Origin of the sequence: Pseudomonas sp. C 49-2 (genome assembly GCF_003970195.1) — a bacterium.
Lineage (GTDB): Bacteria > Pseudomonadota > Gammaproteobacteria > Pseudomonadales > Pseudomonadaceae > Aquipseudomonas > Aquipseudomonas canadensis.
Map to the genome: position 1 here is coordinate 147,034 of NZ_RXYG01000003.1, position 24,981 is coordinate 172,014.

The 24,981-nt window shown below is 60.4% G+C and carries 25 protein-coding genes; 17 read left to right on the plus strand and 8 right to left on the minus strand.

From position 1 onward, the window contains the following. Window positions 1-66 precede the first annotated feature (66 nt). From EJ576_RS06965 to EJ576_RS06995, 7 genes are all read left to right on the plus strand, one after another. Window positions 67-783, plus strand: a complete 717-nt coding sequence (locus EJ576_RS06965; protein ID WP_016979842.1) for a TetR/AcrR family transcriptional regulator — start codon at window positions 67-69, stop codon at window positions 781-783. 16 nt (window positions 784-799) lie between these two features. Then, the gene (locus tag EJ576_RS06970) at window positions 800-1,348 is read left to right on the plus strand and encodes a hypothetical protein (protein ID WP_126569938.1); all 549 of its coding nucleotides are present in this window, start codon (window positions 800-802) and stop codon (window positions 1,346-1,348) included. A gap of 21 nt (window positions 1,349-1,369) precedes the next feature. Next, the gene (locus EJ576_RS06975) at window positions 1,370-2,647 is read left to right on the plus strand and encodes a flavohemoglobin expression-modulating QEGLA motif protein (RefSeq protein ID WP_028619119.1); all 1,278 of its coding nucleotides are present in this window, start codon (window positions 1,370-1,372) and stop codon (window positions 2,645-2,647) included. 156 nt (window positions 2,648-2,803) lie between these two features. Next, window positions 2,804-3,709, plus strand: coding sequence for an alpha/beta hydrolase (locus EJ576_RS06980; RefSeq protein WP_126569940.1), 906 nt, complete (start codon window positions 2,804-2,806; stop codon window positions 3,707-3,709). After that, window positions 3,706-4,032 (plus strand): hypothetical protein, encoded by a 327-nt coding sequence (locus EJ576_RS06985; RefSeq protein ID WP_122724603.1) that lies wholly within the window; start codon window positions 3,706-3,708, stop codon window positions 4,030-4,032. Before EJ576_RS06980 ends, EJ576_RS06985 begins: the two co-directional genes overlap by 4 nt. A gap of 167 nt (window positions 4,033-4,199) precedes the next feature. Beyond that, window positions 4,200-4,529, plus strand: coding sequence for a type III secretion protein (locus EJ576_RS06990; RefSeq protein WP_126569941.1), 330 nt, complete (start codon window positions 4,200-4,202; stop codon window positions 4,527-4,529). 187 nt (window positions 4,530-4,716) lie between these two features. Beyond that, window positions 4,717-4,911, plus strand: coding sequence for a hypothetical protein (locus EJ576_RS06995; protein WP_123476586.1), 195 nt, complete (start codon window positions 4,717-4,719; stop codon window positions 4,909-4,911). A 29-nt stretch (window positions 4,912-4,940) separates the two neighbouring features. On the opposite strand, the gene EJ576_RS07000 is transcribed toward EJ576_RS06995, so the two are convergent. From EJ576_RS07000 to EJ576_RS07010, 3 genes are all read right to left on the minus strand, one after another. Next, a complete protein-coding gene (locus tag EJ576_RS07000) occupies window positions 4,941-5,726 on the minus strand; it encodes an OmpA family protein (RefSeq protein ID WP_012722563.1) in 786 nt (261 codons plus the stop codon). A 55-nt stretch (window positions 5,727-5,781) separates the two neighbouring features. After that, on the minus strand, window positions 5,782-6,207 hold the full coding sequence (locus EJ576_RS07005; RefSeq protein ID WP_028619124.1) for a DUF4398 domain-containing protein: 426 nt from the start codon (window positions 6,205-6,207) through the stop codon (window positions 5,782-5,784). A gap of 273 nt (window positions 6,208-6,480) precedes the next feature. Continuing rightward, entirely contained in the window at window positions 6,481-6,825 is a 345-nt protein-coding gene (locus tag EJ576_RS07010) for a pilin assembly protein (protein ID WP_126569942.1), read from the minus strand. 185 nt (window positions 6,826-7,010) lie between these two features. Between EJ576_RS07010 and ppc the strand changes: the two genes are divergently transcribed. The 7 genes from ppc to EJ576_RS07045 all read left to right on the plus strand — a co-directional run bounded on the left by ppc (window position 7,011) and on the right by EJ576_RS07045 (window position 14,210). Continuing rightward, on the plus strand, window positions 7,011-9,638 hold the full coding sequence (gene ppc / locus EJ576_RS07015) for a phosphoenolpyruvate carboxylase (RefSeq protein WP_126569943.1): 2,628 nt from the start codon (window positions 7,011-7,013) through the stop codon (window positions 9,636-9,638). A gap of 279 nt (window positions 9,639-9,917) precedes the next feature. Next, a complete protein-coding gene (gene adk, locus EJ576_RS07020; protein WP_010212617.1) occupies window positions 9,918-10,565 on the plus strand; it encodes an adenylate kinase in 648 nt (215 codons plus the stop codon). Window positions 10,566-10,655: 90 nt separating this feature from the next. Continuing rightward, window positions 10,656-11,342 (plus strand): tRNA (adenosine(37)-N6)-threonylcarbamoyltransferase complex dimerization subunit type 1 TsaB, encoded by a 687-nt coding sequence (gene tsaB / locus EJ576_RS07025; protein ID WP_126569944.1) that lies wholly within the window; start codon window positions 10,656-10,658, stop codon window positions 11,340-11,342. A gap of 160 nt (window positions 11,343-11,502) precedes the next feature. Next, the gene (locus EJ576_RS07030) at window positions 11,503-11,793 is read left to right on the plus strand and encodes a hypothetical protein (RefSeq protein WP_047541343.1); all 291 of its coding nucleotides are present in this window, start codon (window positions 11,503-11,505) and stop codon (window positions 11,791-11,793) included. Then, window positions 11,793-12,653 (plus strand): DUF72 domain-containing protein, encoded by an 861-nt coding sequence (locus tag EJ576_RS07035; protein WP_126569945.1) that lies wholly within the window; start codon window positions 11,793-11,795, stop codon window positions 12,651-12,653. The genes EJ576_RS07030 and EJ576_RS07035 overlap by 1 nt, the downstream gene beginning before the upstream one ends. Window positions 12,654-12,680: 27 nt before the next feature. Beyond that, on the plus strand, window positions 12,681-13,508 hold the full coding sequence (locus tag EJ576_RS07040) for an oxaloacetate decarboxylase (protein WP_122724610.1): 828 nt from the start codon (window positions 12,681-12,683) through the stop codon (window positions 13,506-13,508). A gap of 21 nt (window positions 13,509-13,529) precedes the next feature. Further along, window positions 13,530-14,210 carry an extensin family protein gene (locus EJ576_RS07045; RefSeq protein WP_371923937.1) on the plus strand — a complete coding sequence of 227 codons (681 nt, stop codon included), beginning with the start codon at window positions 13,530-13,532 and terminating at the stop codon, window positions 14,208-14,210. Window positions 14,211-14,213: 3 nt separating this feature from the next. On the opposite strand, the gene EJ576_RS07050 is transcribed toward EJ576_RS07045, so the two are convergent. After that, window positions 14,214-14,837 (minus strand): energy transducer TonB, encoded by a 624-nt coding sequence (locus tag EJ576_RS07050; protein WP_126569947.1) that lies wholly within the window; start codon window positions 14,835-14,837, stop codon window positions 14,214-14,216. A 96-nt stretch (window positions 14,838-14,933) separates the two neighbouring features. Here EJ576_RS07050 and EJ576_RS07055 point away from each other — a divergent pair, with 96 nt between their 5' ends. After that, entirely contained in the window at window positions 14,934-15,716 is a 783-nt protein-coding gene (locus tag EJ576_RS07055; RefSeq protein ID WP_123476554.1) for a class I SAM-dependent methyltransferase, read from the plus strand. A 3-nt stretch (window positions 15,717-15,719) separates the two neighbouring features. Here EJ576_RS07055 and EJ576_RS07060 read toward each other — a convergent pair whose 3' ends face one another. Beyond that, window positions 15,720-16,355 (minus strand): TetR/AcrR family transcriptional regulator, encoded by a 636-nt coding sequence (locus EJ576_RS07060; protein WP_126569948.1) that lies wholly within the window; start codon window positions 16,353-16,355, stop codon window positions 15,720-15,722. A 93-nt stretch (window positions 16,356-16,448) separates the two neighbouring features. Between EJ576_RS07060 and EJ576_RS07065 the strand changes: the two genes are divergently transcribed. Together EJ576_RS07065 and EJ576_RS07070 are read left to right on the plus strand one after the other, a co-directional pair. Next, a complete protein-coding gene (locus EJ576_RS07065; protein ID WP_126569949.1) occupies window positions 16,449-17,549 on the plus strand; it encodes an efflux RND transporter periplasmic adaptor subunit in 1,101 nt (366 codons plus the stop codon). Between the two features lie 6 nt (window positions 17,550-17,555). Next, window positions 17,556-20,621 (plus strand): efflux RND transporter permease subunit, encoded by a 3,066-nt coding sequence (locus EJ576_RS07070; RefSeq protein WP_126569950.1) that lies wholly within the window; start codon window positions 17,556-17,558, stop codon window positions 20,619-20,621. A gap of 566 nt (window positions 20,622-21,187) precedes the next feature. Here EJ576_RS07070 and EJ576_RS07075 read toward each other — a convergent pair. From EJ576_RS07075 to plsB, 3 genes are read right to left on the minus strand one after another with little or no spacing between them, the layout of a single operon-like run. Beyond that, on the minus strand, window positions 21,188-21,877 hold the full coding sequence (locus EJ576_RS07075) for a DUF4197 domain-containing protein (RefSeq protein ID WP_028619137.1): 690 nt from the start codon (window positions 21,875-21,877) through the stop codon (window positions 21,188-21,190). 40 nt (window positions 21,878-21,917) lie between these two features. Continuing rightward, window positions 21,918-22,319 (minus strand): YbaY family lipoprotein, encoded by a 402-nt coding sequence (locus EJ576_RS07080; RefSeq protein ID WP_122724624.1) that lies wholly within the window; start codon window positions 22,317-22,319, stop codon window positions 21,918-21,920. A gap of 51 nt (window positions 22,320-22,370) precedes the next feature. Continuing rightward, window positions 22,371-24,890: a glycerol-3-phosphate 1-O-acyltransferase PlsB gene (plsB, locus tag EJ576_RS07085; protein WP_122724626.1), complete on the minus strand. Its 2,520-nt coding sequence runs from the start codon at window positions 24,888-24,890 to the stop codon at window positions 22,371-22,373. Window positions 24,891-24,981 lie beyond the last annotated feature (91 nt).

Sequence of the window (24,981 nt, forward strand, 5' to 3'; positions counted from 1 at the left end):
TTTATGGGGCGTTATTAAGCGTCAAGCAAACAGCGCCAGGTTTTGATCTATTCAAGGATGTGAGTCGTGAACCGCGTAACCGCTCAAGAAGGCGCCGCCGGCATTGCCGCTGCCGTGGCTGAAAGCGTCCAGTATCAGGGCCGCAAGGCCAGTCGTCGGGGTAGCGAGCAACGCAGACAAGACATTCTCGATGCAGCCATGCGCATTGTGGTGCGTGATGGCGTGCGTGCTGTGCGCCATCGGGCGGTGGCCGCGGAGGCAGGGGTGCCGTTGTCGGCCACCACCTACTATTTCAAGGACATTGATGACCTGCTCACCGACACCTTCGCCCAATACGTCGAGCGCAGCGCTGCGTTTATGGGCAAGCTGTGGGTGCGCAACGAAGGCCTGCTGCGCGAGATGGTCGCCTATGGCGATGGCAGCCCGCAGTCACGTTCGCAACTGGCCGATGACATTGCGCGGCTGACCGCCGATTACGTCTTGCGCCAGTTGACCAACCGTCGTGAGCACCTGATGGCCGAGCAGGCGTTCCGCCAGGAAGCCTTGCTCAACCCGCGTCTGGCCGAGTTGGTACGTTCCCACCAGCAGATTCTGTTGCAGGGCACCGGGCAGTTTTTCCAGGTGCTGGGCTCCCGCGAGCCGCAACAGGATGCCAAAGTGTTGACGGCGATAATCAGTCGGATGGAATATCAGGGCCTGCTGGGCGGCGCAGAGCCTCTGACCGGTGAAGAGATGCTTGAGATCCTCAAGCGTTACATGCATTTGGTGTTGGCCTCGGTCTGACACCGGGGGATGTCCAATGAAAACCTGGCGTGTGGTTGTAATCGCCTTGTCGCTCCTGCTGCTGAGTGGTTGCCTGGTGACCTTCAAGGACCCGCTGCCGGCCCATGACGCCGCGCCGCAGGCACTGCTGGGCCAATGGTCGAGCAAAAACGCCTGGGGCGAGCCGCTCAACCTGCACATCACCGCCGTTGGTGAGCACCGGTACAAAGCCGTGAGCTACCCTACAGCCAAGCCCGGCCAGCGTGACGAGTATCTGTTCAGCGTTTCGCGCCATGGCAGCCGCTGGTACTTGTCGGCGCCGCTGCCGGCCAAACTAGGCGGGAACTTCATCCTGGCGGGTTTCGAAATCAACGAAAAGCATGAATTGGTGGTCTACAACCTCGACCTGGAGCAGATCCATCAAGCCATGGACCAAAAGGCGTTGCACGGCAGTACCGTGGAAACCGTCGAAGGTGCTGGCGTGTTGGTGGACAGCCCCTTGGACCAGGTGTTTGCCTACCTGGATGACCCGGCCAACGCCGATGTATTCGTGGAAGCCGTGCGCTACCAGCGTGCGGGCAAATAACGTTTAAAGAGGAAGCACCGGGTGGACGATTACCAGCAGACGATACGCACCTTGTCTGATCGCATTGTGCTGGCGCAAACACCGATTCGCGTCCTCGACGCCGTGAAGTGGGACGAGAACATTCGTCAGGGATTTCTCAAGGCAAAGGGCAAGGAAATGCCGGCGGTGAGCCGCGACTACTACCTCAACCGGCCGCTGGCGTTCGATTCCAGCGCGGTGAAGCTGGAGTTCCAGAACATTGAGCGCGACATCACCCGTCGCCTCGGCCAGTTCAGCCCGGTGGGGCAGATCATGCGCCGCATGTGCAAGGAATACCGCATGGTGGTGCGCATGCTCGAAGCGCGCGGCACCGAGGATTTCGGCCTGATTTCCCAGGAGCTCTACGGCGCTGCGTCCGATGCGTTCCACGCCGGCGACCCGACCCTGGCTGACTTGGGGCTGATGCTTTCGGACTACCTGAATAACATCGATGGCCGTGGCGACTTGAAGGATGAGGCCAAGACCCTTACCGCCAAGGACGCCGTTGCCCTGCTGCAAACTCGCCTGAACAAGGTGTTCGGCGAGGCCGAAGAAACCATCCGCGTGTTCGAGTCCGACGGTATCGTCGCAGACGCTGCGGCGGGTGCCGACTACATCAAGATCCGCGCCGACGCGATGTTCAACGACCGCGACGTGCGCGCCCTGGAAGTGCATGAAGGCCTGGTGCATGTCGGCACCACTCTCAATGGCCAGAACCAGCCGATCTGCACCTTCCTGTCCAAAGGCCCGCCCTCGTCCACCGTGACCCAGGAAGGCCTGGCGATCCTGATGGAAATCATCACCTTCGCCTCCTACCCGAGCCGCCTGCGCAAGCTGACCAACCGCACCCGCGCCATCCATATGGTGGAAGAGGGCGCCGACTTCCTGCAGGTGTTCGAGTTCTTCCGCGAACAAGGCTTTGAGATGGCCGAAAGCTACGGCAATGCCAGTCGCGTATTCCGTGGCTCGGTGCCGACCGGTCTGCCGTTTACCAAGGACCTGTCCTACCTCAAGGGCTTTATCATGGTCTACAACTACATCCAACTCGCTGTGCGCAAAGGCAAGCTGGAACAAGTGCCGCTGCTGTTCTGCGGCAAGACCACCCTGGAAGACATGCGTACCCTGCGCCAACTGGTCGACGAAGGCCTGGTGGTGCCGCCCAAGTACCTGCCCGAGCAGTTCCGCGACATGAACGCACTGGCGGCGTGGATGTGTTTCTCCAACTTCCTCAACCACTTAAGCCTGGATCGGATCGAGGCGGATTACTCGAATATCCTTTGACGAAACCGGATCGACCTGTGGGAGCGGGCTTGCTCGCGAAAGCGGTACATCAGATATACATAAGTTGACTGATACACGGCTTTCGCGAGCAAGCCCGCTCCCACATTTGAATCTCTGAAAGATTTAAAATTTCGAATAATAGCGAGGCTTCAACGGATGAGAATCCTCGGCATTCTGTGCCTGCTACTCACATTGAACGGCTGCAGCTCACTGCTGTTCTACCCCGAGCCCGGCCTGCCATTCACGCCGGAAAAAGCCCACCTGCAATATCGCGACGTCACCTTGACCACCGCCGATGGCGTGAAGCTCCACGCCTGGTGGTTGCCGGCCAAGCCTGGTGTGCCGCTCAAGGGCACGGTGCTGCATTTGCACGGTAACGGCGGCAACCTGGCCTGGCACCTGGGCGGCAGTTGGTGGTTGCCCGAGCAGGGCTACCAAGTGCTGCTGCTGGACTATCGCGGCTACGGCTTATCGGAAGGCAAACCCTCGCTGCCCGCGATCTATCAGGATGTGGACGCGGCGTTCAGTTGGATCGACAAGGCGCCTGAAACCCAGGGCCAGCCGCTGATAGTCCTCGGTCAAAGCCTGGGCGGGGCGTTGGCGGTGCATTACCTGGCTGCCCATCCGGAGCGCCAATCCCAGCTCAAGGCCCTGGTGCTGGACGGTGTGCCCGCCAGTTATCGTGACGTAGGACAATTTGCCTTGAGCACTTCCTGGTTAACATGGCCGTTTCAGGTGCCTCTGTCCTGGCTGGTGCCGGACGGCGACAGCGCAATATATGCCATGCCGAAACTGATTGGCGTGCCGAAGCTGTTGTTCCACAGCCTGGACGACCCGATCGTGCCAATGGCCAATGGTATCCGCCTGTACCAGGCCGCACCGCCACCACGGGTGTTGCAGTTGACCCGGGGCGGGCATGTGCAGACCTTTGCCGACAAGACCTGGCAAACCGTAATGCTGCGCTATCTGGACGACCCGCAACACTTCAACGGCTTGCGCCGCCTGGGCGAGATTCCGAACTACCCCATTCCTAAAGTTGATTCATCAGAGAGCCCGCAATGAGCGAAGAACGCAACATGATCCCGCTGATCCTCACCGGCATCGGCACCATCATCGGCACCGTCGGTTGCCTGTGGTTCTACGGTTACCTGCACTTCGCCAAGCCGGAAGATGCTCTGTTGCTCAGCGATTTCACTATGCTCAAGACGGTGCCAGGCGAGGAGTACAAGATCTCCCTGACGCCGGCCGCGCAAGTGGCGCAATGCGTGGATGGCGTGCTGGTGATGTTCGATACCGAGCAGAAAGGCCTCAGCGGTGTGCTGGTGAACAACAAGAAGCAGGCCGTGCGTTGCATGGGGCAGGAAACCCCGCAATTGCAGCAGTGAATGCTGTTGTTGCCGGTGTGGGAAAATACCCTTTTTCGTACCGATTCATGATTTAGCGTGTGTCAGGCGCTCGGCCGGCCGGAACCAGCCTCGCGTGCTCACCACAGACCATGGACTGATTGGCAATGCTGATCAGTCCATTTTTCATTAGTCTGGAGTGAGCCTATATGGCAGGTATAAACGGAGTATCGGGTGTAGGCAACATGGGCAGTGGCGGAAATGTCGGCGGGGGTGCCCCATCGAACCAAGGCCTCGATCAGCAGATCCAAGACCTCCAACGTAAAATCAAAGATATGCAGTCACAAGGTGCTAAAGGTGGTCAGGGCAGCCAGGGCGGAGGTGAGCTAGACGAACTGATGAAACTACTGGAAAAGCTGCTTAAACAAAAAAATGATCAAGGTGTGCAGGGCGATCAAGGCGCACAGCATGGCCAAGGTGGCGCCCAGGGCCAGATCCAAATGCCGGAGACACAGGGCTCCGGCAAGGTCGGCGGTTGAGCGGCACCTCTCAAAAATCGCCCTTTTCAGGGCGTTTTTTTCGTGCTGAATCAGCTAGTCAGCCTGTAACGACGTGGAGGGCGTAATACCGGGGGCCGCATGTCATGCAACTGAAATGGAAATATCTGGAACCGGTTCGACTTAAATGCCACATAAAATGTGGAAACCTACAAAGATTGGGTCGAGGATGAAAATACATATTCCTGTATTGGAAAACATGTTGGCCATGGCAAGGCAGCATGTAGCGCTGGAACAGGATGCTGCTCGCAGGTACAAGCGCGATCAACAAATGGATGAAAAGGCGGGCGCGAAAATTGAAATGCCCGCCGTAGACACGAATCGCACCATTCAGTTTGATGAGCCGAAAAAAAACCCACCGTGAGGTGGGTTTTCTTATCCAGTGCCAATCAATCAGTTAGCAACGGAAGACCGTGGCTTGACAGGCTGGTTGTCGTTGGAAATGGTCACTTCCACGCGGCGGTTCATGGCACGACCCGAGACGCTGCCGTTGTCGGCAACCGGGTATTCCTTGCCGTAACCCTGGGTCACGATGCGCGAGATGTCCACGCCTTGTTGAGCCAGTGCGCGTTGTACCGAAGCGGCACGACGCTCGGACAGGCTCTGGTTGTACGAGTCGGAACCGGTGCTGTCGGTGTAGCCTTCGACGATCACTTTACGGTCCGGGTTGTCGCGCAGGAACTGAGCCAGTTTGGTGATGTTCACCAGACCGCTGGATTTCAGGTCGGACTTGTTAGTGGCGAACAGCACGTCACCGAACGTTACCAGGGTACCGCGATCGGTCTGCTTGGCATTCAGGCTGTCTTGCAGTTGCTTGATTTGTGCATCACGGGCGTCCAGCAGGGCGCGGGCACGTTCGTCGCCGGCATTTTTCAGCTTGGCTTCGGATTCGCGCAGCACGATGGTGTCTTTGGCCACTTCAACGCGCTGGTTGGTCAGGTAAGCCAACTGGTCGACTTTCTTCTCGTCTTCCTTGTCGCGGTAGGCCTTGTCAGCCTTGTCCAGCCATTCGCTGGCGTCCTTGGTTTCCAGTGCCGCCAGCTTGGTGGCTTGCGGGTTGGTCTGCAGGGCCGAGAAGTTGGTCCGTGCGTTTTCCAGGTTCGCGTTAGGCGGGGTGGAACAGGCCGCCAGGGCAACGCTCATCGCCAGCAGGGCAGGGATCATCAATTGTTTACGCATAGTCGTGTCGTCCTTTCAATTCGATATCAGGTGCGTTGCAGTCACAGGAAGCGTCTTACTTCTGCTGGATAGCAGCAGGACGCATGCCTTCCTTACGCAGCTCTTCAACGGCTTTCTGGGAGTCCTTCACAGCCTGTTGGGCCTTGGCGGCCTGAGCCTTGCGTTCCGCGACGCGAGCGTCCCACTCGGCTTGTTCAGCCAACTGGCGAGCTTTGTCGTAGTTCTTGTCGTGCATGGCAATTTCGGCTTCTTTTAGCTTGTCCTGGGCCGACTTCATTTCCACAGCCGCGTACTCAGTACCGCCGGCGCTGACAGCGCTGTTCACGGCGGACTGGGTGACCGCGTACTGCTCGGTCGGAGGGTTGCCGGCACAGCCCGCCAGAACGAAGCTGGTGCCGATTGCCAGCGCGGCCAATTTGAGCCCGCGCAGGTGGTTAAACGAGGATTTGGCAGTGCTGGTCTTCATCGTCTTCAACTCCATTGGATAACTCCTGAAATACATCAAAATCCATCTCACTGGTCTGCGGCGGCGGGCCTGGCACTGATGCACAAATTGCCCTTTAAAACGACCGTTCCAAGTGATGGCTTACTGGCTGTGACCGGAGGCTTTTTTCAAAAGTTCAGAGAAGATGGCGATTTGCCTAAAAAAATATCTGACTGAACGGTCAGCGTAAAAACGTTGGAACTTCTGCGTTGCGCAGTGGTACTCCGGGCCCTTAAGGAGCCCGGAATAAAGGGGGGTGGTGGGGTTTTGTCAGTGTTTCTGTTCGTCGCCGCTGGCGGACAGATCATGCAGGTAGCGGCGCGACAGCGTCAGAAAGCGTGGGGTGGGGCCGACGTCCTCGTACAGCGGATCGCCTTCTTCATCGGTGGCAATCACCTGCTGGCCCTTGATGTAGGGGAAGCTGGCTTCCAGCTCTTCCAGGGCGGCGCCGATCAACTCACCGAGCAATTCTTCGGGGTGGCGTTTGGGGTACATCTCGGTGATGGCCGCCAGCCGCGCGGCGGATTCCATATCCAGGTGGATGGCGTACTCGGTCTTGGTCAAGCGACCCTTGGCGTTCTCTTCCCAATGCTGGGCCAGTTCTCGAATTTTCATGGCAACCTCAATGAAGCCCGCTTTTAGCAGGCGGTGATGAGTGTCCAGTCGCCTGCGCGGATAAACGCGACGACTTAACCTTGAGACTAGCTGCAACTCACAAGGTTTAAAGTCTTGTCATAAATCGATGCTGGCGGCACTCTGGCAAACCTGCGCGTCCCGGATTTCTGGCTGGAGATTGGCTGATGAGTGATATCGATGCACGCTTGCGTGAGGATGTTCACCTGCTGGGTGAGCTGTTGGGCAACACCATTCGAGAGCAGTACGGCGATGATTTCCTCGACAAGATCGAGCAGATCCGCAAAGGCGCCAAGGCTGACCGGCGCGGAGCCGGCGATGAACTGAGCACCAGCCTGAACCAGTTGCAGGAAAACGAACTATTGCCGGTGGCCCGCGCCTTCAATCAGTTCCTGAATCTGGCCAACATTGCCGAGCAGTACCAACTGATCCACCGGCGTGATGAGTCGCAGCCGGCACCGTTCGAATCCCGCGTATTGCCCGAGTTGCTGGCGCGCCTGCAAAGCGAAGGCCACAGCAACGAATCCCTGGCCCGCCAGTTGGGGCGCCTGGAGATCGAACTGGTCCTCACCGCCCACCCCACCGAAGTGGCGCGCCGTACCCTGATCCAGAAATACGATGCCATCGCCGCCCAACTGGCGGCCCAGGATCACCGCGACCTCACCAGCGCAGAGCGCGAGCAGATCCGCCAACGCTTGCAACGCTTGATCGCCGAAGCCTGGCACACCGAAGAAATCCGCCGCACTCGACCTACGCCCGTGGACGAAGCCAAATGGGGCTTTGCGGTGATCGAGCATTCGCTGTGGCACGCGATCCCCAACTATCTGCGCAAGGCTGACCAGGCGCTGCACGCCGCCACCGGTTTGCGCTTGCCCCTGGAGGCCGCACCGATCCGCTTTGCGTCGTGGATGGGCGGCGACCGTGACGGCAACCCGAACGTCACGGCACCGGTCACCCGCGAAGTGCTGCTGTTGGCGCGCTGGATGGCCGCCGATTTGTACCTGCGCGATATCGATCACCTGGCCTCTGAGCTGTCGATGCAACAAGCCAGCCCGGCGTTGCAGGCCAAGGTCGGTGATAGCGTCGAGCCTTATCGCGCTTTGCTCAAGCAACTGCGCGAACGCCTGCGCGCCACGCGCCAATGGGCGCACACCGCGTTGAGCAGCAGCACCCCGGCGCCGGCCGAGGTGTTGCAGAACAACCGCGACCTGCTGGAGCCGCTGGAGTTGTGCTACCAGTCACTGCACGAATGCGGCATGGGCGTGATCGCGGATGGGCCTTTGCTCGATTGCCTGCGTCGGGCGGTGACCTTCGGGCTGTTCCTGGTGCGGTTGGACGTGCGTCAGGATTCCAGTCGCCATTCGGCCGCCATGACCGAAATCACCGACTACCTCGGCCTGGGCCGTTACGAGGACTGGAACGAAGAGATGCGTATCAGCTTCCTGATGAAGGAGCTGGCCAACCGTCGACCGCTGTTGCCGGGCTATTTCAAACCGTCGGCGGACACTGCCGAGGTACTCAACACCTGTAAGGAAGTCGCCGCCGCACCGGCTGCATCGTTGGGCTCGTATGTCATCTCCATGGCCGGCGCTGCCTCGGACGTTTTGGCCGTGCAATTGCTGCTTAAAGAATCGGGCGTGCAACGGCCGATGCGCGTGGTGCCATTATTCGAAACACTGGCTGACCTGGATAACGCCGGCCCGGTGATCGAGCAATTGTTGTTGCTGCCGGGCTATCGCGCGCGTTTGCAGGGGCCGCAGGAAGTGATGATCGGCTACTCGGACTCGGCCAAGGACGCCGGCACCACCGCCGCCGCCTGGGCGCAGTACCGGGCGCAGGAGCGCCTGGTGGATATCTGCTGTGAGCAACAAGTGGAACTGCTGTTGTTCCACGGTCGCGGTGGCACCGTGGGCCGTGGCGGTGGCCCGGCTCACGCGGCGATCCTGTCGCAACCGCCGGGCTCGGTGGCGGGGCGGTTTCGCACCACCGAACAGGGCGAGATGATCCGCTTCAAGTTCGGCCTGCCGGATATCGCCGAGCAGAACCTCAACCTTTACCTGGCTGCCGTGTTGGAGGCGACGCTGTTGCCACCGCCGCCGCCGGAGCCAGCCTGGCGCCATTTGATGGATGAATTGGCGGCAGACGGTGTCAGCGCTTACCGCGCTGTGGTGCGGGAAAATCCGCAGTTCGTCGAGTATTTCCGTCAGTCCACGCCGGAACAGGAGCTGGGTCGCTTGCCCCTGGGCAGTCGCCCGGCCAAACGCCGTGCGGGCGGGATTGAAAGCCTGCGCGCGATCCCGTGGATCTTCGGCTGGACCCAGACCCGCCTGATGCTGCCGGCCTGGCTGGGTTGGGAAGCAGCGTTGAGCAAGGCCCTGGAGCGCGGCGAAGGCGAGTTGCTGGGGCAGATGCGTGAACAGTGGCCATTTTTCCGCACCCGTATCGATATGCTGGAAATGGTGCTGGCCAAGGCGGATGCCGATATCGCCCGCCTGTATGACGAGCGGCTGGTGCAGCCGGACCTGCTGCCATTGGGTGCGCATCTGCGCGACCTATTGTCGCAGGCGTGCAACGTGGTGCTTGGCCTGACCGGGCAGTCGCAACTGCTGGCCCATAGCCCGGACACCCTGGAGTTCATCCGCCTGCGCAACACCTACCTTGACCCCTTGCACCTGCTACAGGCCGAGTTGCTGGCGCGCTCCCGTCAGCAGGAAGCGGCGCAGGACAGCCCTCTGGAACAGGCGCTGCTGGTCTCCGTGGCCGGTATTGCCGCCGGTTTGCGTAACACTGGCTAGGGTTTTTTGCGTGTTCTCAATAGCTTGCAGGTAAACCACGGCGGCCGCCCTGAAACGGGCGGCCGGTGTTTATGGGGCCGGGTTGCACTCAGGCACACCCTACCTATGACGCATGCCCTGTGCGGGTTCCTGCGACTTTTGGCGGCTTGTGTGGTTAAGGCCTGCTGTGTATCTTGATCAGCCTTTGGCCGTTTGGGCGGCCCGAATTCTATTTTTACGCGATTGGCCCCCTGCGGCGAATCCGAGCGTCATCTCTATAAAAAATTGAGGAGCACATCAATGCGCGTCATTCTGCTGGGAGCTCCCGGGGCCGGTAAAGGTACTCAGGCAAAGTTCATCACTGAAAAATTCGGCATTCCACAAATCTCCACCGGCGATATGCTGCGTGCGGCCGTCAAGGCTGGCACCGAGCTGGGCCTGATCGCCAAGAGCGTGATGGACAGCGGTGGCCTGGTGTCCGATGACTTGATCATCAACCTGGTCAAGGAACGCATCAGCCAGGAAGACTGCAAGAACGGTTTCCTGTTCGACGGCTTCCCACGCACCATTCCCCAGGCTGAAGCCCTGGTGAAGGCCGGCGTTGAGCTGGATGCGGTGGTTGAAATCGCGGTGGAAGATGAAGAGATCGTCCAGCGCATTGCCGGTCGTCGCGTTCACGAAGCCTCGGGCCGCGTGTACCACACTGTCTACAACCCGCCTAAAGTGGAAGGCAAGGACGATGTGACCGGCGAAGACCTGGTGCAGCGTAAAGACGACACCGAAGAAACCGTGCGTCATCGCCTGTCGGTCTACCATTCCCAGACCAAGCCGCTGGTGGACTTCTACCAGAAGCTGTCCGCTGCCCAGGGCAAGCCGAAGTACAGCCACATTCCTGGCGTCGGCTCGGTTGAAGCGATCACTGCCAAAGTGCTGCAAGCACTGAGCTGATCCCTCGACTGGCTTCACGGATAACGGCCCGCTTGCGGGCCGTTGTTGTTTATACTGGCGCACTTTTTTTCGACTTGGACACCCACACCGATGAGCACCCTGCTGGCCCTGGACACCGCGACTGAAGCTTGCTCCGTTGCCCTGCTGCATGATGGCAAGGTAACGAGCCACTACGAGGTGATCCCGCGTCTGCATGCGCAGAAGCTGTTGCCGATGATCAAGCAACTGTTGGAAGACGCCGGCACTACGCTGGCTGCGGTGGATGCCATCGCCTTCGGCCGTGGTCCGGGTGCGTTTACCGGTGTGCGTATTGCCATCGGTGTGGTGCAGGGCCTGGCATTTGCGCTGGAACGCCCGGTATTGCCGGTGTCCAACCTGGCCGTTCTGGCCCAGCGTGCCTTGCGTGAACATGGCGTTCATCAGGTTGCGGCGGCTATCGATGCGCGCATGGATGAAGTGTATTGGGGCTGCTACCGCGAAACGGCAGGCGAGATGCGCCTAGTAGGTGTGGAAACTGTGCAGCCGCCTGAATCATCCGTATTGCCGGGTGATGCCAGCGGTGACTGGTTCGGTGCCGGCACCGGTTGGGGTTATGGTGAGCGCATCGCTGTGCCATTGGTTGGGAGAGACGCGGCGATGTTGCCCCACGCTGAAGATCTATTGGCCTTGGCGCGGTTTGCTTTTGAACGTGGGGAAGCGATCCCTGCGGATCAGTCAGCACCTGTTTACCTGCGCGATAAAGTGGCGCAAACCAAGGCCGAGCGCGGGATTATTTGACGTCAAAAATGATGGCAATATGGGGCTAAATTCACCAATCGTCAGAATTTGCCCCCCGTTTTAAACCTTTTTCAAATTATGTGTTCTAGTTATCACCAGAGCATTTGCGCACTACGGACAGTGCTGCCAAAATGCCATTACCGATAGCGAGTTCGCGCCCATGCGTATTGATGGCTTTTCCTCACAGTCCTACCCAATCAAGCGCAAGCCACGTAAGGCAAACGTTACGGTAGACGAGTCCGTCGAGGATTCGCCAGACTTCATCGAGGTCCAGTCCGACGCACAGTCCAACGCTCAAGCCCGTATCAGTGGTCTTCCCGCCCGTCAGCAAGACATGGTCTTCCCGCGCTCCATGAGCAAAAGCGTCGCCACCGCCCTGGCCAGCTACCTGACCACCGCCGGTTTTGTCGAATGGGATATGGAAGTGCTGGGCCTCGATATCCACATCTGATGCGCCTCCCTTACTACGTCGGTTGCCCGTCCTGGAGTGAAAACGCCTGGCGCGAGTACCTGTACCCCGCCGATGCCCGTTCCAGCGACTATCTCGCGCTCTACTCCCAGGTCTTCAACGCCGTTGAGGGCAACACCACGTTCTATGCACGACCCTCGGCCGCCACGGTGCAACGCTGGGCTGAAATCATGCCCGACGATTTTCGTTTCACGGCCAAGTTTCCCGGTGATATCAGCCACAGTGGCAACCTGATTGAGCAACTGCCGGCTGCGGAAAGCTTTGTGGGCTTGATGAGTCCCCTGGGAGCGCGCGTATCCCCGCTATGGTTGCAACTGCCCGCGACGTTCACACCGCAGCGTCTGGGGGAGTTGGCAGGCTTCATTGATGGCCTTGAGCGGCCCATGGCGGTGGAAGTGCGTCATTCGGAATTCTTCGCCAAAGGCGACGCCGAGCGCTTGCTTAACCGCTTGTTACGGGACCGGGGCGTGGAGCGCATCTGCCTGGACCCGCGCGCGTTGTTCAGTTGCACGTCCACGTCAGCCGCCGTGCTGCACGCCCAATCGAAAAAGCCCAAGGTGCCAACCCGGCCGGCGGCCCTGACGCAGTTTCCCCAAGTGCGTTTTATCGGTCATCCCGAACTGGAAGCCAACGACCCATTCCTGGTGCCGTGGGTGGAAAAAGTTGCCGGGTGGATCGAAGAAGGCCGCACCCCCTACCTGTTCCTGCACACCTCGGATAATCGCCTCGCGGCACAACTGGCCCTGCGTTTCCACGACCAGTTGATGGCGCGCCTGCCGGGTCTGCCGCCGCTGCCGACCTTGGATCGTGCTCCCGCCGTGGAGCAACTGGGGTTACTCTAGGGCTCCTTTTCCCGCCAGGAGCCCGACATGGATGCCCAAACCCTTCGCGCCGAAACCTTCAAGGCCTTGCACGAACGTGACCGCGCGTTCGTGATGCCCAACCCTTGGGATGCAGGCTCTGCCGTGATGCTGGCCAGCCTGGGGTTTGAAGCCCTCGCAACCACCAGTGCGGGCTACGCGTTCAGCCTGGCGCGCCCGGATGCGGAAGGGGCGTTGTCCCTGGAAGACACCTTGATCAACGCCGGCATGATTGCCAATGCCACGGCGTTGCCGGTGGCGGCGGACCTGGAAAACGGCTTCAGCGACACTCCCGAAGGCTGCGCCCAGACCATCCTGCGTGCCGCCGCCACCGGCATTGTCGGCGGCTCCATTGAAGACGCCACAGGCATTGCCGCTGACCCTATCTATCCTTTCGACCTGTCCGTCGAGCGTGTAGAGGCCGCGGTGGCTGCCGCGCGCAGCCTGCCATTCCCGTTCACCCTGACGGCCCGTGCGGAAAACCTCCTGCATGGTCGCCTGGATTTGCCCGACACCATCCGCCGCCTGCAAGCCTACGCCGAAGCCGGTGCCGACGTGCTGTATGCGCCGGCCCTGCGCAGTGCCGAGGAAGTGCTGGCGGTGGTCAAGGCGGTGGCGCCCAAGCCGGTGAACGTGTTGATGTCCGGCGGCTTGAACCTCAGCGTCGCGCAACTCAGCGCGATGGGTGTGCGGCGGATCAGCGTCGGCTCGGCTCTGGCGTTGGCTGCCTATGGCGAGTTCTATCGTGCGGCCCAGGAAGTGTACGAACTGGGCACGTTCACCTTTACCGAACGCAAGATGCCATTTAGCCAGGCCAACCAGTTCTTCAAGGGCTAAGGGGTGCGTTTTTTCAAGTTGATGGGTGTGCTGCTGATCCTGGCCGGCGCCTTTGCCGTTGGCGTCTGGCGTGGTTGGGTGCCGCTGCCGGCCGATTGGAACCCGTGGGCCCCGCTGGATGTGCGCGCCAGCCCGAACCTATTGACCCGCTACAAGCTGGGTCGCCTGCAGGATGACCCGGCGTTGTGCGACCAAGTGCTGGAAACCTCGGGCCTGCGCGTCAGCCATCAAGCCGATACGCGCGCTGATGCGGCGTGTCCGCTGCGCAACACCTTGCGCGTTCAGGGTGCCGCGGTTGGCCTGAGCAGCAGTTTTCTCGCCAGTTGCCCGCTGGCGGTGGCGTTCGCCCTGTTCGAGCGCCACAGCCTGCAGCCGGCGGCCCAAGCGGTGTTCGGCCAGGCGGTGACGCGGGTCGATCATCTGGGCAGCTTTGCCTGCCGCAATATGTACAACCGCGCCGAAGGGCGACTCAGCCAGCATGCGTCGGCCAATGCATTGGACATCGCCGGTTTTCGCCTGGCGGACGGGCGCAGTATCAGCGTGCTCAAGGATTGGCCGGGGGAGGACGATAAGGCGTGGTTCCTGCGTCAGGTCCGCGACAGTGCCTGCGATGATTTCAACGTGGTGCTGAGCCCGGATTACAACGCCGCGCACCGCAACCATTTCCATCTGGATATGGGGCGTTGGTGGGTGTGTCGCTGAGCATCAGGCGGCCAGGCGCAGGTTCTGGGTGACCAGCGGGCGCGCCCAGTAGTAGTCGAAGTCGAGCGCTTTTTGCTGCGCGACCAGCTCTTCGGTCGGGTACGGCGTGGCGGCTGGCGGCAGCAGGTCCAGTTCGAATTCGGCGATGGGCAGGTGCAGTGGGCGTGGCTCCGGCGCCGGGCCTGGCTCTGGCAATGGTTCGCCGGCGGTGAGCACAATCGGGCGGACCCAACCGCTTTCGAAGTTCTGCTGGCGCTGCTGGGCGACGATTTCTTCTTGCGGGAACGGCGTGGCGGCCGGTGGCAACAGCTCGGTTTCGAACTCGGCAATTGGCAGGAACAGCGGTTCTGGTGGGACGATTTCGGTGTCTTTCACGTCGCACTCACGCTGGGTGAGTATCTGCGATAACAGGTCGGCGCCGGCGCTGGGCTCTACCGCGGGGTCCGCCGACGCCTGCACTGCCTGCACTGCCAGCGCGTCCGGCGTATCGCCGAGCTGTTCGGCCAACGCACGGGCGAAGAAGTCCTGCCACACATGACTCACCCCAGCCAGCGCTTGAGTGTTGCGCAGGCCGTAGTGGTTGTGGGTCGGCAGTACACCGATGGTTAGGGGAAGAATGTCTGACATTTTTCTCGGTCGACGCTCAGCTCTGGCAAAATACCTGACTGTTGTTTTTATCGGCCGCTGTTTGCCGATCCTTAATATTTTTGAGCGTAGTAATTGATGAGCGAACAACCAGCGGCCAGCCGCATCCAGGTCGAGGCCTTGGGCGAGGGTTTCCAGGGCCGCGCCGAGCAGTGGGCGTCACTGCTCGATTTGCCGATGCATGTAGCCGATGCAGACTTTTCCCTGCAAGTGGGGGCGCACGGCCTACAGCTGCAACAGCTCGGGCCTGATGCGCCAGGGCCGGTGCGGGTGGATTTTGTCGAAGGCGGTGCGGCACATCGTCGACTGTACGGTGGTGGCAGCGGGCAGATGATCGCCAAGGCCGTGGGCATCGCCCAAGGCGTGCGCCCCAGGGTGCTGGATGCCACGGCCGGCCTGGGCAAGGACGCCTTCGTGCTGGCCAGCCTGGGCTGCGAGATGAGCCTGATCGAGCGCCAGCCGCTGATCGGCGCCTTGCTCGAAGACGGTCTGGCACGTGGCGCGGATGATTTTGAGGTGGCCCCCATCGTGGCGCGCATGCAGTTGCTCAAGGGCAACTCCATCGACGTGATGCGCAACTGGGAAGGTGAACCGCCCCAAGTGATCTACCTCGACCCGATGTTCCCGCACCGTGAGAAAACCGCCTTGGTGAAGAAGGAAATGCGCCTGTTCCGGCCACTGGTGGGGGATGATCCAGACGCACCGGCGCTGTTGGCCGCCGCCCTGGCCCTGGCCAGTCACCGTGTGGTAGTCAAGCGCCCGCGCAAGGCGCCGTGCATCGAAGGGCCCAAGCCGAGTCATGCGCTGGATGGCAAATCCAGTCGCTATGACATCTACCCAAAGAAGGCGCTCAAGCCTTGATCATCAAGGCCTGTAGGCCCGCATAAACAACCCCACCACCTCCTGCACATGTTCTTCGGCGGCTCCTTCACTCAGTTGACCGCCGCAGCCATACAGCAAGCAGAAATTCGCCGTGCCCTTGAGCAGGCAGAAGAAATGCTCGGCCGCCGTAAAGGGCTTGTCGATGCTCAGCGCGCCGCTCTGGTCGATCTTGCCGAGCAGACGCTCCATGCCCTGCAGCATGCGCATGGGACCGGCCTCGAAGAAGATCTGCGAGAGTTTCACGTCCTGATTGCCGGTGGTCATCATCAGGCGATGCAGGTTGACCGACTCCTCACTGTTGATCAGGCGATGGAACCCCCGCGCGATATTCAGCAACACAGTCTCCACGGGCATGCCCGCAGGCAACTCGAAGTACATCACCGGCAGTTGTTCTTCGCACTTGGCCACCACCGCGGCGGTGAACAAGGTCTCTTTATCGTTGAAGTGGCTGTACACGGTCAGTTTCGACACGCCGGCCTCAAGGGCCACGGCATCCATGCTGGTACTGGCGTAGCCATTGCTCAAAAACAGGATTTTCGCTGCTTCGAGGATCGCCTGGCGTTTTGCCATGTCCTTGGGGCGCCCGGGGCTATTGGTGTTTACGGGATTGTCGGACATTTTCACCTTTAATACTGGACTGGTGAGTTTGGTATTAATAACATACCCGCCAGTATAATTATTCTTAGCTCCATTTGCGAAAGGTCCTACAGCATGCGCAGTTCTTTCCTGCCCTTTGCGTTGCCTGTCAGTCTGGTCTTCCTGTTGGCCGGATGCGGCCATGAAGAAGCGGCCCAGACCACCATCCGTCCGGCCATGGTGGTGCAGCCACAGCCTTCTGCACAGTCGATGGACAGCTACCCCGGTGAAGTGCGCGCCCGTTATGAACCGGACCTGGCCTTTCGCATCGGTGGCAAAGTCAGCAAGCGGTTGGTGGAAGAGGGCGAGCGGGTCAAGGCCAACCAAGCGCTGGCCGAACTCGACCCGCAAGATGTGCGCCTGCAACTGGAAGCCACCCGTGCCCAAGTCGCCGCCGCCGAGGCCAATCTGAGCCTGGTGCGCGCCGAGCGTGACCGCTACAAGACCCTGATGGACCGTCAGATGGTCAGCCGCTCCCAGTATGACAATTCCGAAAATCTCTATCGATCCGGTGAGGCCCGTCTCAAGCAGATCAAGGCCGAGTTCGATGTGGCCAGCAACCAGGCCGGCTATGCGGTGCTGCGTGCGCCACAGGATGGCGTGGTGGCCAAGCGTGCGGTGGAAGTCGGGCAGGTGGTGTCCGCCGGCCAGACCGTGTTCACCCTGGCTACCGATGGCGAGCGCGAAGTGCTGATCAGCCTGCCGGAACAGGGTTTTGGCCGTTTCAAGATCGGCCAGCCCGTATCGGTCGAACTGTGGAGCCAGCCCGACCAGCGCTTCAGTGGTCGCATTCGTGAACTGTCGCCGGCCGCCGATCCAAAGTCGCGTACGTTTGCTGCCCGCGTGGCATTCACTGGGGGCAAGGTCCCAGCCGAACTGGGCCAGAGCGCACGTGTATTCATACAGGTCGACGGCGATATTCCGCTCTCGGTCCCACTGTCGGCTCTAAGCGCAGAGAACGGAGCGTCTTACGTCTGGCGTGTACAGCCCGACAACACCCTCAAGCGCACACCGGTACGCATCGGTGCCTTCGGTGAAAAAAACGTTCCGGTACTGGAAGGTTTGAGCCCTACGGATTGGGTCATTGCTGCCGGTGTACATGTGCTCCACGAGGGCCAGCAGGTGCGCCCGGTGGATCGCTCCAACCGTGTGGTGAATCTGGCGATCAAGGAGTAGTCCCCGATGGGTTTCAATCTTTCCGAATGGGCGTTGCGTAATCGTCAGATCGTCCTGTTCCTGATGATTCTGCTGGCAGTGGTTGGCACTTTGTCCTACTCCAAACTGGGACAAAGTGAAGACCCGCCGTTCACCTTCAAGGCCATGGTGATCAAGACCAACTGGCCTGGCGCCACGGCCCAGGAAGTCTCGCGGCAAGTCACCGAGCGCATCGAGAAAAAACTCATGGAAACCGGTGAGTACGAGCGCATCGTCTCGTTCTCGCGTCCCGGTGAATCCCAGGTCACCTTTATCGCCCGTGACTCCATGCATTCGGCGCAGATTCCTGAGCTGTGGTATCAGGTGCGCAAGAAGATCAGCGATATCCGCCAGACTTTGCCACCGGATATCCAGGGTCCGTTCTTCAACGATGAATTCGGCACCACCTTCGGCAATATCTACGCCTTGACCGGTGATGGTTTTGACTACGCGGTGCTCAAGGACTACGCCGACCGCATCCAGATTCAACTGCAGCGCGTGGCGGATGTGGGCAAAGTCGAGTTGCTGGGCCTGCAGGACGAGAAGATCTGGATCGAACTGTCCAACCTCAAGCTGGCGACCCTCGGTTTGCCTCTGGCAGCGGTACAGCAGGCGTTGCAGGAGCAGAACGCAGTCTCCACTGCCGGGTTCTTCGAAACCCCGAGCGAACGCGTGCAACTGCGCGTATCGGGTAACTTCAAGACCGTGGAAGAGATCCGCAACTTTCCGATTCGCGTGGGCGACCGTACCTTCCGTATCGGCGACGTAGCCGACATACACCGTGGCTTCAACGACCCGCCGGCACCGCGTATGCGTTACATGGGTGAAGACGCGATCGGCCTGGCCGTGGCCATGCGTGACGGTGGCGACATCCTGGTACTGGGCAAAGCCCTGGAAGGAGAATTCGCACGCCTGCAGAAGAACCTTCCAGCCGGTATGGAACTGCGCAAGGTGTCAGACCAACCGGCGGCGGTGAAAACCAGTGTCGGCGAATTCGTGCAGGTACTGGCCGAAGCCTTGGCCATCGTGTTACTGGTGAGTTTCTTCTCCCTTGGCGTGCGTACCGGCATGGTGGTGGCCCTGGCGATTCCGCTGGTGCTGGCGATGACCTTTGCCGCCATGTATTACCTCGGTATTGGTCTGCACAAGATTTCCCTCGGCGCCTTGGTGCTGGCGCTGGGTTTGCTGGTGGACGACGCAATCATCGCTGTGGAAATGATGGCGATCAAAATGGAGCAGGGTTACGACCGGCTCAAGGCCGCCAGCTTTGCCTGGACCAGCACCGCATTCCCGATGCTCACCGGTACGCTGATCACCGCAGCAGGCTTCCTGCCGATTGCCACCGCGCAATCGAGTACCGGCGAATACACCCGTTCGATTTTCCAGGTAGTGACCATTGCGTTGCTCGCCTCCTGGGTGGCTGCAGTGGTGTTCGTGCCCTACCTGGGGGAAAAACTCCTGCCGGACCTGGCGAAGATTCATGCAGCCAAGCACGGCACCGATGGTCCGGATCCCTACGGCACACCTTTCTATCAGCGCGTAAGACGCTTGGTGGAGTGGTGCGTGCGTCGGCGCAAAACCGTGATTGTCCTGACCCTGCTGCTGTTTATCGGCTCGGTGGCGCTGTTCCGTTTTGTGCCGCAACAGTTCTTCCCGGCTTCCGGCCGCCTGGAGCTGATGGTCGACCTGAAGCTGGCCGAAGGGGCGTCCTTGAGCAACACCGCTGACCAGGTTAAACGCCTGGAAGCCTTGCTCAAGCAGCACGCGGGCATCGACAACTACGTGGCCTATGTCGGTACCGGTTCGCCGCGTTTCTACCTGCCGCTGGACCAACAACTGCCGGCCGCCAGCTTTGCCCAGTTTGTCGTGCTGGCCAAAACCATCGAGGAGCGCGAAAGCCTGCGCACCTGGCTGATCGAAACGCTCAACGAACAATTCCCTGACCTGCGCTCACGGGTTACGCGCCTGGAGAACGGCCCGCCTGTGGGCTATCCGGTGCAGTTTCGCGTGACCGGCGAACATATCGAAGAAGTCCGCGCCCTGGCTCGGAAAGTCGCTGCAAAGGTTCGCGAAAATACCCACGTGGTCAACGTGCACCTGGACTGGGAAGAACCGAGCAAGATCGTCTACCTCAATATCGATCAGGACCGCGCCCGTGCCCTCGGCGTGAGCACGGCCAACCTGTCGAAATTCCTGCAGAGCTCGTTGACCGGTTCCAGCGTCAGCCAGTACCGCGAGGACAATGAGTTGATCGAAATCCTCCTGCGCGGCACCGTGCATGAACGCACCGAGCTGTCGTTGCTGCCAAGCCTGGCGGTGCCTACCGACAACGGCAAAAGCGTGGCGCTGTCGCAGATCGCCACCCTGGAGTACGGCTTCGAAGAAGGCATCATCTGGCACCGCAACCGCCTGCCAACGGTGACCGTGCGCGCCGATATCTACGGCAAGGAACAACCGGCGACCCTGGTCCAGCAAATCCTGCCGACCCTGGAAGGCGTACGCGCCGAGCTGCCGGATGGTTACTTGCTGGACGTCGGCGGCACGGTCGAAGATTCCGCCCGTGGGCAGAACTCGGTAAAAGCCGGCGTGCCGTTGTTCATCGTGGTGGTGCTGACGTTGCTGATGCTGCAACTGCGCAGCTTCTCACGCACGGCGATGGTGTTTCTGACGGCGCCGCTGGGCCTGATCGGCGTGACGCTGTTCCTGCTGGTATTCCGCCAGCCCTTCGGGTTTGTGGCCATGCTCGGCACCATCGCCTTGTCGGGGATGATCATGCGCAACTCGGTGATCCTGGTGGACCAGATCGAACAGGACATCAAGGCGGGCCTGGCGCCGTGGCAGGCGATTATCGAAGCCACCGTCCGACGCTTCCGCCCGATTGTGCTGACAGCCCTCGCGGCGGTGCTGGCGATGATCCCGCTGTCGCGCAGTGTGTTCTTCGGGCCGATGGCGGTGGCGATCATGGGCGGGTTGATTGTGGCGACGGCGTTGACGTTGTTGTTCCTGCCGGCACTTTATGCTGCGTGGTTCCGGGTGAAGAAGGACGTTGTCTGATCACGCTGGCTGCCCGGCCAGGCAGCGCCCCGCGTTGAACTGGCCGGCTATGTCGGTCATGTACTGGTTCCGCCGGCGTCGGATTTACATACCGATGCAATCTCCATCGATGCCGGCGGAACGCTCCTGACTTTCACCCCACTCAGAAATGCCTGATGGACAGGCACACACGTTCGTACTCTGCCCGTGGGCAAACGAGCGTTTTCTATGAGTTAAGGGAGTGTCCTATGTCGATTCTTACTGCTTTGGTTAATTTCAAATTGTCGCTATTGGAAGCGTTGGTGGGTACCCAGTCATCTCGACCAGGTATTGAGTCCGCGAAGCCGCAAAAGCCGGCTTGTGGCAACTGGGGTCAGCACCACCGTCCCCATACAAACCGCTACCCGGGATACAACCATTCTCAACCCGCCAAATCGGTTCGCAGAAAGCCACACCCGCACGACGTCGCTGAGCATCAATTGCCCAGCAGGCCTGTGTTTTCGTTGTTTTCATTGAATCGTTGAGAACGTAAGACCGCTGCGCCCAGGCCAATGACCGGCGACCTGGGCGCAGTGCAATGGGAGGCGTTACAGCGCGCCAAATACCTTTTTCGCCAAACTGGTGGCTGCCGCCGCCGGGTTCTCACGAATGGTTTCTTCCTGCTTCGCAATCATCTTGAACAACCCGTCCAGCGCCTGCTCGGTCACGTAGTTCTCGACGTTGGCGCTCTTGGCGTCCACAGCGCCAAAGGCCGCGGCCTTGCCGGCCAGGGCGTTGTATTGCTGGGCGACGCCGACCTTGTCGGTCGCGGCTTTGACGATTGGCAAGAACTTGGCGCGGATCTGTTCGCGGCTGCTTTTGTTCAGGTACTGGGTGGCCGAGTCCTGGCCACCACTGAGGATGCCCTTGGCGTCAGTCACGCTCATGTTCTTCACGGCGTTGACCAGGATCGGCTGGGCCTGGGTCACGGCGGTTTCGGCGGCCTTGTTCATGCTGGTTTCCAACTGGGTCACCTGGTCACCCATGCCGAACATTTTCAGTTTGTCGGCGACTTTGCCCAACTTGCCAGGCAGACCGATCTTCACTTCCGGGTTGTTGCTGAAACCACCCGGTACGCCCAGTTGCTTCACGGCGATCTGCGCGCCTTGGGTCAGGGCGTCCTTGAGGCCGCCACTGGCGTCGCCCTGCGACAGGCTGCTCAAGTCCAGGGCCATGGCGTTGGCACCGAACAGCAGGCCGGCACACAGGGCAGTAAAACGAAGGGAGTTACGGAGCATGGGCGCTTCCTTTTTAATCTGGCTTAAGTTCTGGAGACTATCAGTGGGTAACAGCATCAACCCGCAGGCGCAGGGGTTGCGTGTCTTGGCCATTGAGCTGCACAGCGTGCCGTTCGGTGGTGATAAACAGTAGCTTGCCATCCACTTCGATGCGAGCGCTCACCGAATAAGTGTGGCCAGGTTTGATTTGCGCCGGGTCATAGCTCAGGTGAAACGGCAGCGGCACCTGGCCTTTGACCGGACCTTTCTGCTCAGCCAGGGTCACGGCCGGAGCATCCATCAGCGACACGTCTTGCAGGCTGACGCTCAAGGTCGCGGTGGGCGGCAGGGCGATGCGTTGCAGGTAGAACACTTCGCCGTCGAGGCTGGCTTTGGGGGCAGGGCTCATGGATTGGCAAGCTCCGAGCAGAGCGGTCAGGCCCAGGAGGATGATCTTTTTCATGGTGTTGCTCCTTTTCAACGGCGCCGGAATCCATCCGGCGCCTCTTTAAATCTAGCGGGTTTGTTCAGGTGCAGTGGCGTCGGGTTCGACAGGTGCTTCGGCGGCGTCATCCACGCGATGCAACGCCACTTGGCGGATCGACAGGCGAATCTCCGCCGGCAGCACGCGTTTCGCCGCGCCTTCGGCCAGTTCCCCGAGCAGGTCGTGATAACTCAGTTTGCCGGCCTCGTCGCGACGCAGCACATCTTGCTCCAGCAAGGTCTGGATGAAATGTCGGAAAAGGCTCTTGTCGAAGAATTCCGGGGCGTTGAGGCCATGCAGGATCGACAGGCGCTGGGCCATGATCGTGCACAGGTCTTCCAGTTCTTCGGCGCTGATGCTGTTCTGGCCGCTGTTGAGCAGCAGCGAAATCGCCATGTAGAAGCGTTGCAGGGTCTGGGCAATGCTCTTGGACAGCAAGGTCAACAGCACAAAGTGCCGCGAACTCGGCGCCGGACGCAGGTAGACATTGTTTTCGAAACGCAGTAGGCCCTGTTCGACAAAGGCCTCCAGCCATTGGTCGATTACCGTGTCCAGCTCTTCCAGCGACCAACGAATGAACAGTTCCGATTGCAGGTACGGGTACAGCGCGTGGGTGTAACGCAGGATCTGGTCGCGGCTCATCCGTGAACTGCTCTGGAAGAAGCTCGCCAGCAGCGCCGGCAGGGCAAAGATATGCAAAACGTTGTTGCGGTAATAGGTCATCAGGACGGCATTCTGCTCGTCCAAGTACAGAATCTTGCCCAGGGCATCACTCTGCTCCGACAGCAGGTCCATGTCCTTCACATGCTTGATCAGCGCCAGGCCATCGCCTTCGGGCAAGGTGGTGTGAGGCGAGTAGGGCACGCGGCGCAGCAACGCCAGGTACAGGTCCAATTGGCGCGCCATGGCTTGTTCGTCCAAGGCCAGGCGGGTGGTGGACAGCAATGCCAGGGCCACGAGGTTTACCGGGTTGACCGCAGCGGCTTCGTTCAAGTGGCGTGCCACCTGTTCGCCGAGGCGGTTGGTGGTTTCGTTGAGCCAGGCCGGCTTGTAGTTCGGACCCAGTTCCTGGGCACGCCAGTCCGGTTGCTCGCTGTCGAGGAATTCGGCCAGTTTGATCGGCTCACCGAAGTTGACCGCGACCTGGCCAAAGCGCTGCTTGAGCGCGCCGACCACTTTGAAAATATCGAAGATCGACTCTTTTTTCTTGCTCGCGCCGCGCAACTCGCCCAGGTAGGTGCGGCCTTCGAGTACGCGCTCATAGCCGATATACACCGGCACAAACACAATCGGCATGCGTGAGGAGCGCAAGAAGCTGCGTAGGGTGATCGCCAGCATCCCGGTCTTCGGCTGCAACATGCGTCCGGTACGCGAACGTCCGCCTTCGACGAAGTACTCCACCGGAAAGCCCTTGGTGAACAAGGTGTGCAGGTACTCGTTGAACACTGAGGTGTACAGCGGGTTGCCCTTGAAGGTGCGGCGCATGAAAAACGCACCGCCACGGCGCAGCAGGCTGCCAATCACCGGCATGTTCAGGTTGATTCCGGCGGCGATGTGCGGCGGGGTCAGGCCATTCTTGAACAACAGGTAGGACAGCAACAGGTAGTCGATGTGGCTGCGGTGACAAGGCACGTAGATCACCTCGTAACCCTGGGCAACCTTTTGCACACCTTCGATGTTATTGACCTTGATGCCGTCGTAGATCTTGTTCCAGAACCAGCTCAGTACCACTTCGAGGAAGCGGATCGCCGTGTAGGTGTAGTCCGAGGCGATCTCGTTGCCGTAGCGCAGGGCCTGGGCCTTGGCTTTCTCCGGGCTGATCCTCTCCCGTTCGGCCTCATCGGCAATGGCCTGGCGCACCAGCGGCATGTTGACCAGGCCCTTCACCAGGTTGCGGCGGTGGGACAAATCGGGACCGATCACCGCCGTCTTCAGGTTACGAAAGTGCACGCGCAGGATGCGTTGAGCCATGCGCACGGTACGTTCGTGGCCTTTATTGTGCTCGATCAATTCACGCAGGTTGATAGGCGCAGAGAATTGCACACGCGTCTTGCGACCGAGGATCAGAATGCTCAACAGCCGGCGCAGACGCCCGGTGACTGCCCAACTGTCGGCAAACAACAGCTTCCACGGGCTGGATTCGCTCTCGGGGGATTGGCCCCAGAACACGCTGACCGGAATGATTTGTGCATTCTCTTCGGCGTGTTCGGTGAGGGTGTTGACCAGACGCGTCAGTGTGGGCGGCGCGCCGCGCTTGTCCTGGCGGCCGAGCCAGTCCGGTTCCGGTGTGAGGTAGAAGAACGCCGCCGGTTCCATCAAGGGGCCTACCGATACCGGCAGCACCGGGCGCGGCAGGCCAGCTTTGGTGCACTCGGCGTCGACCACGGCCAATTCGGTGAGGGAGGGCGATTGCAGGACGTAGAACACCGGCCGGCTGCGGTCCAGGTTAAGGGTCAGGGACGACTGGTTGATCGTCTCCGAGCGGACCCAGAGGTACAACAGTCGGCGCAATGTGCCGAACACTAGACGGCGGAACGGGGAACGGGTCATAGGCGTGCTGCTTCAAGTGGAAAAAACCGAGCAGGCGCTCGGGCGGGTAGTGTGCCGTATTCGCCGAAAATCGGCAAAAAAGCAGCGATGT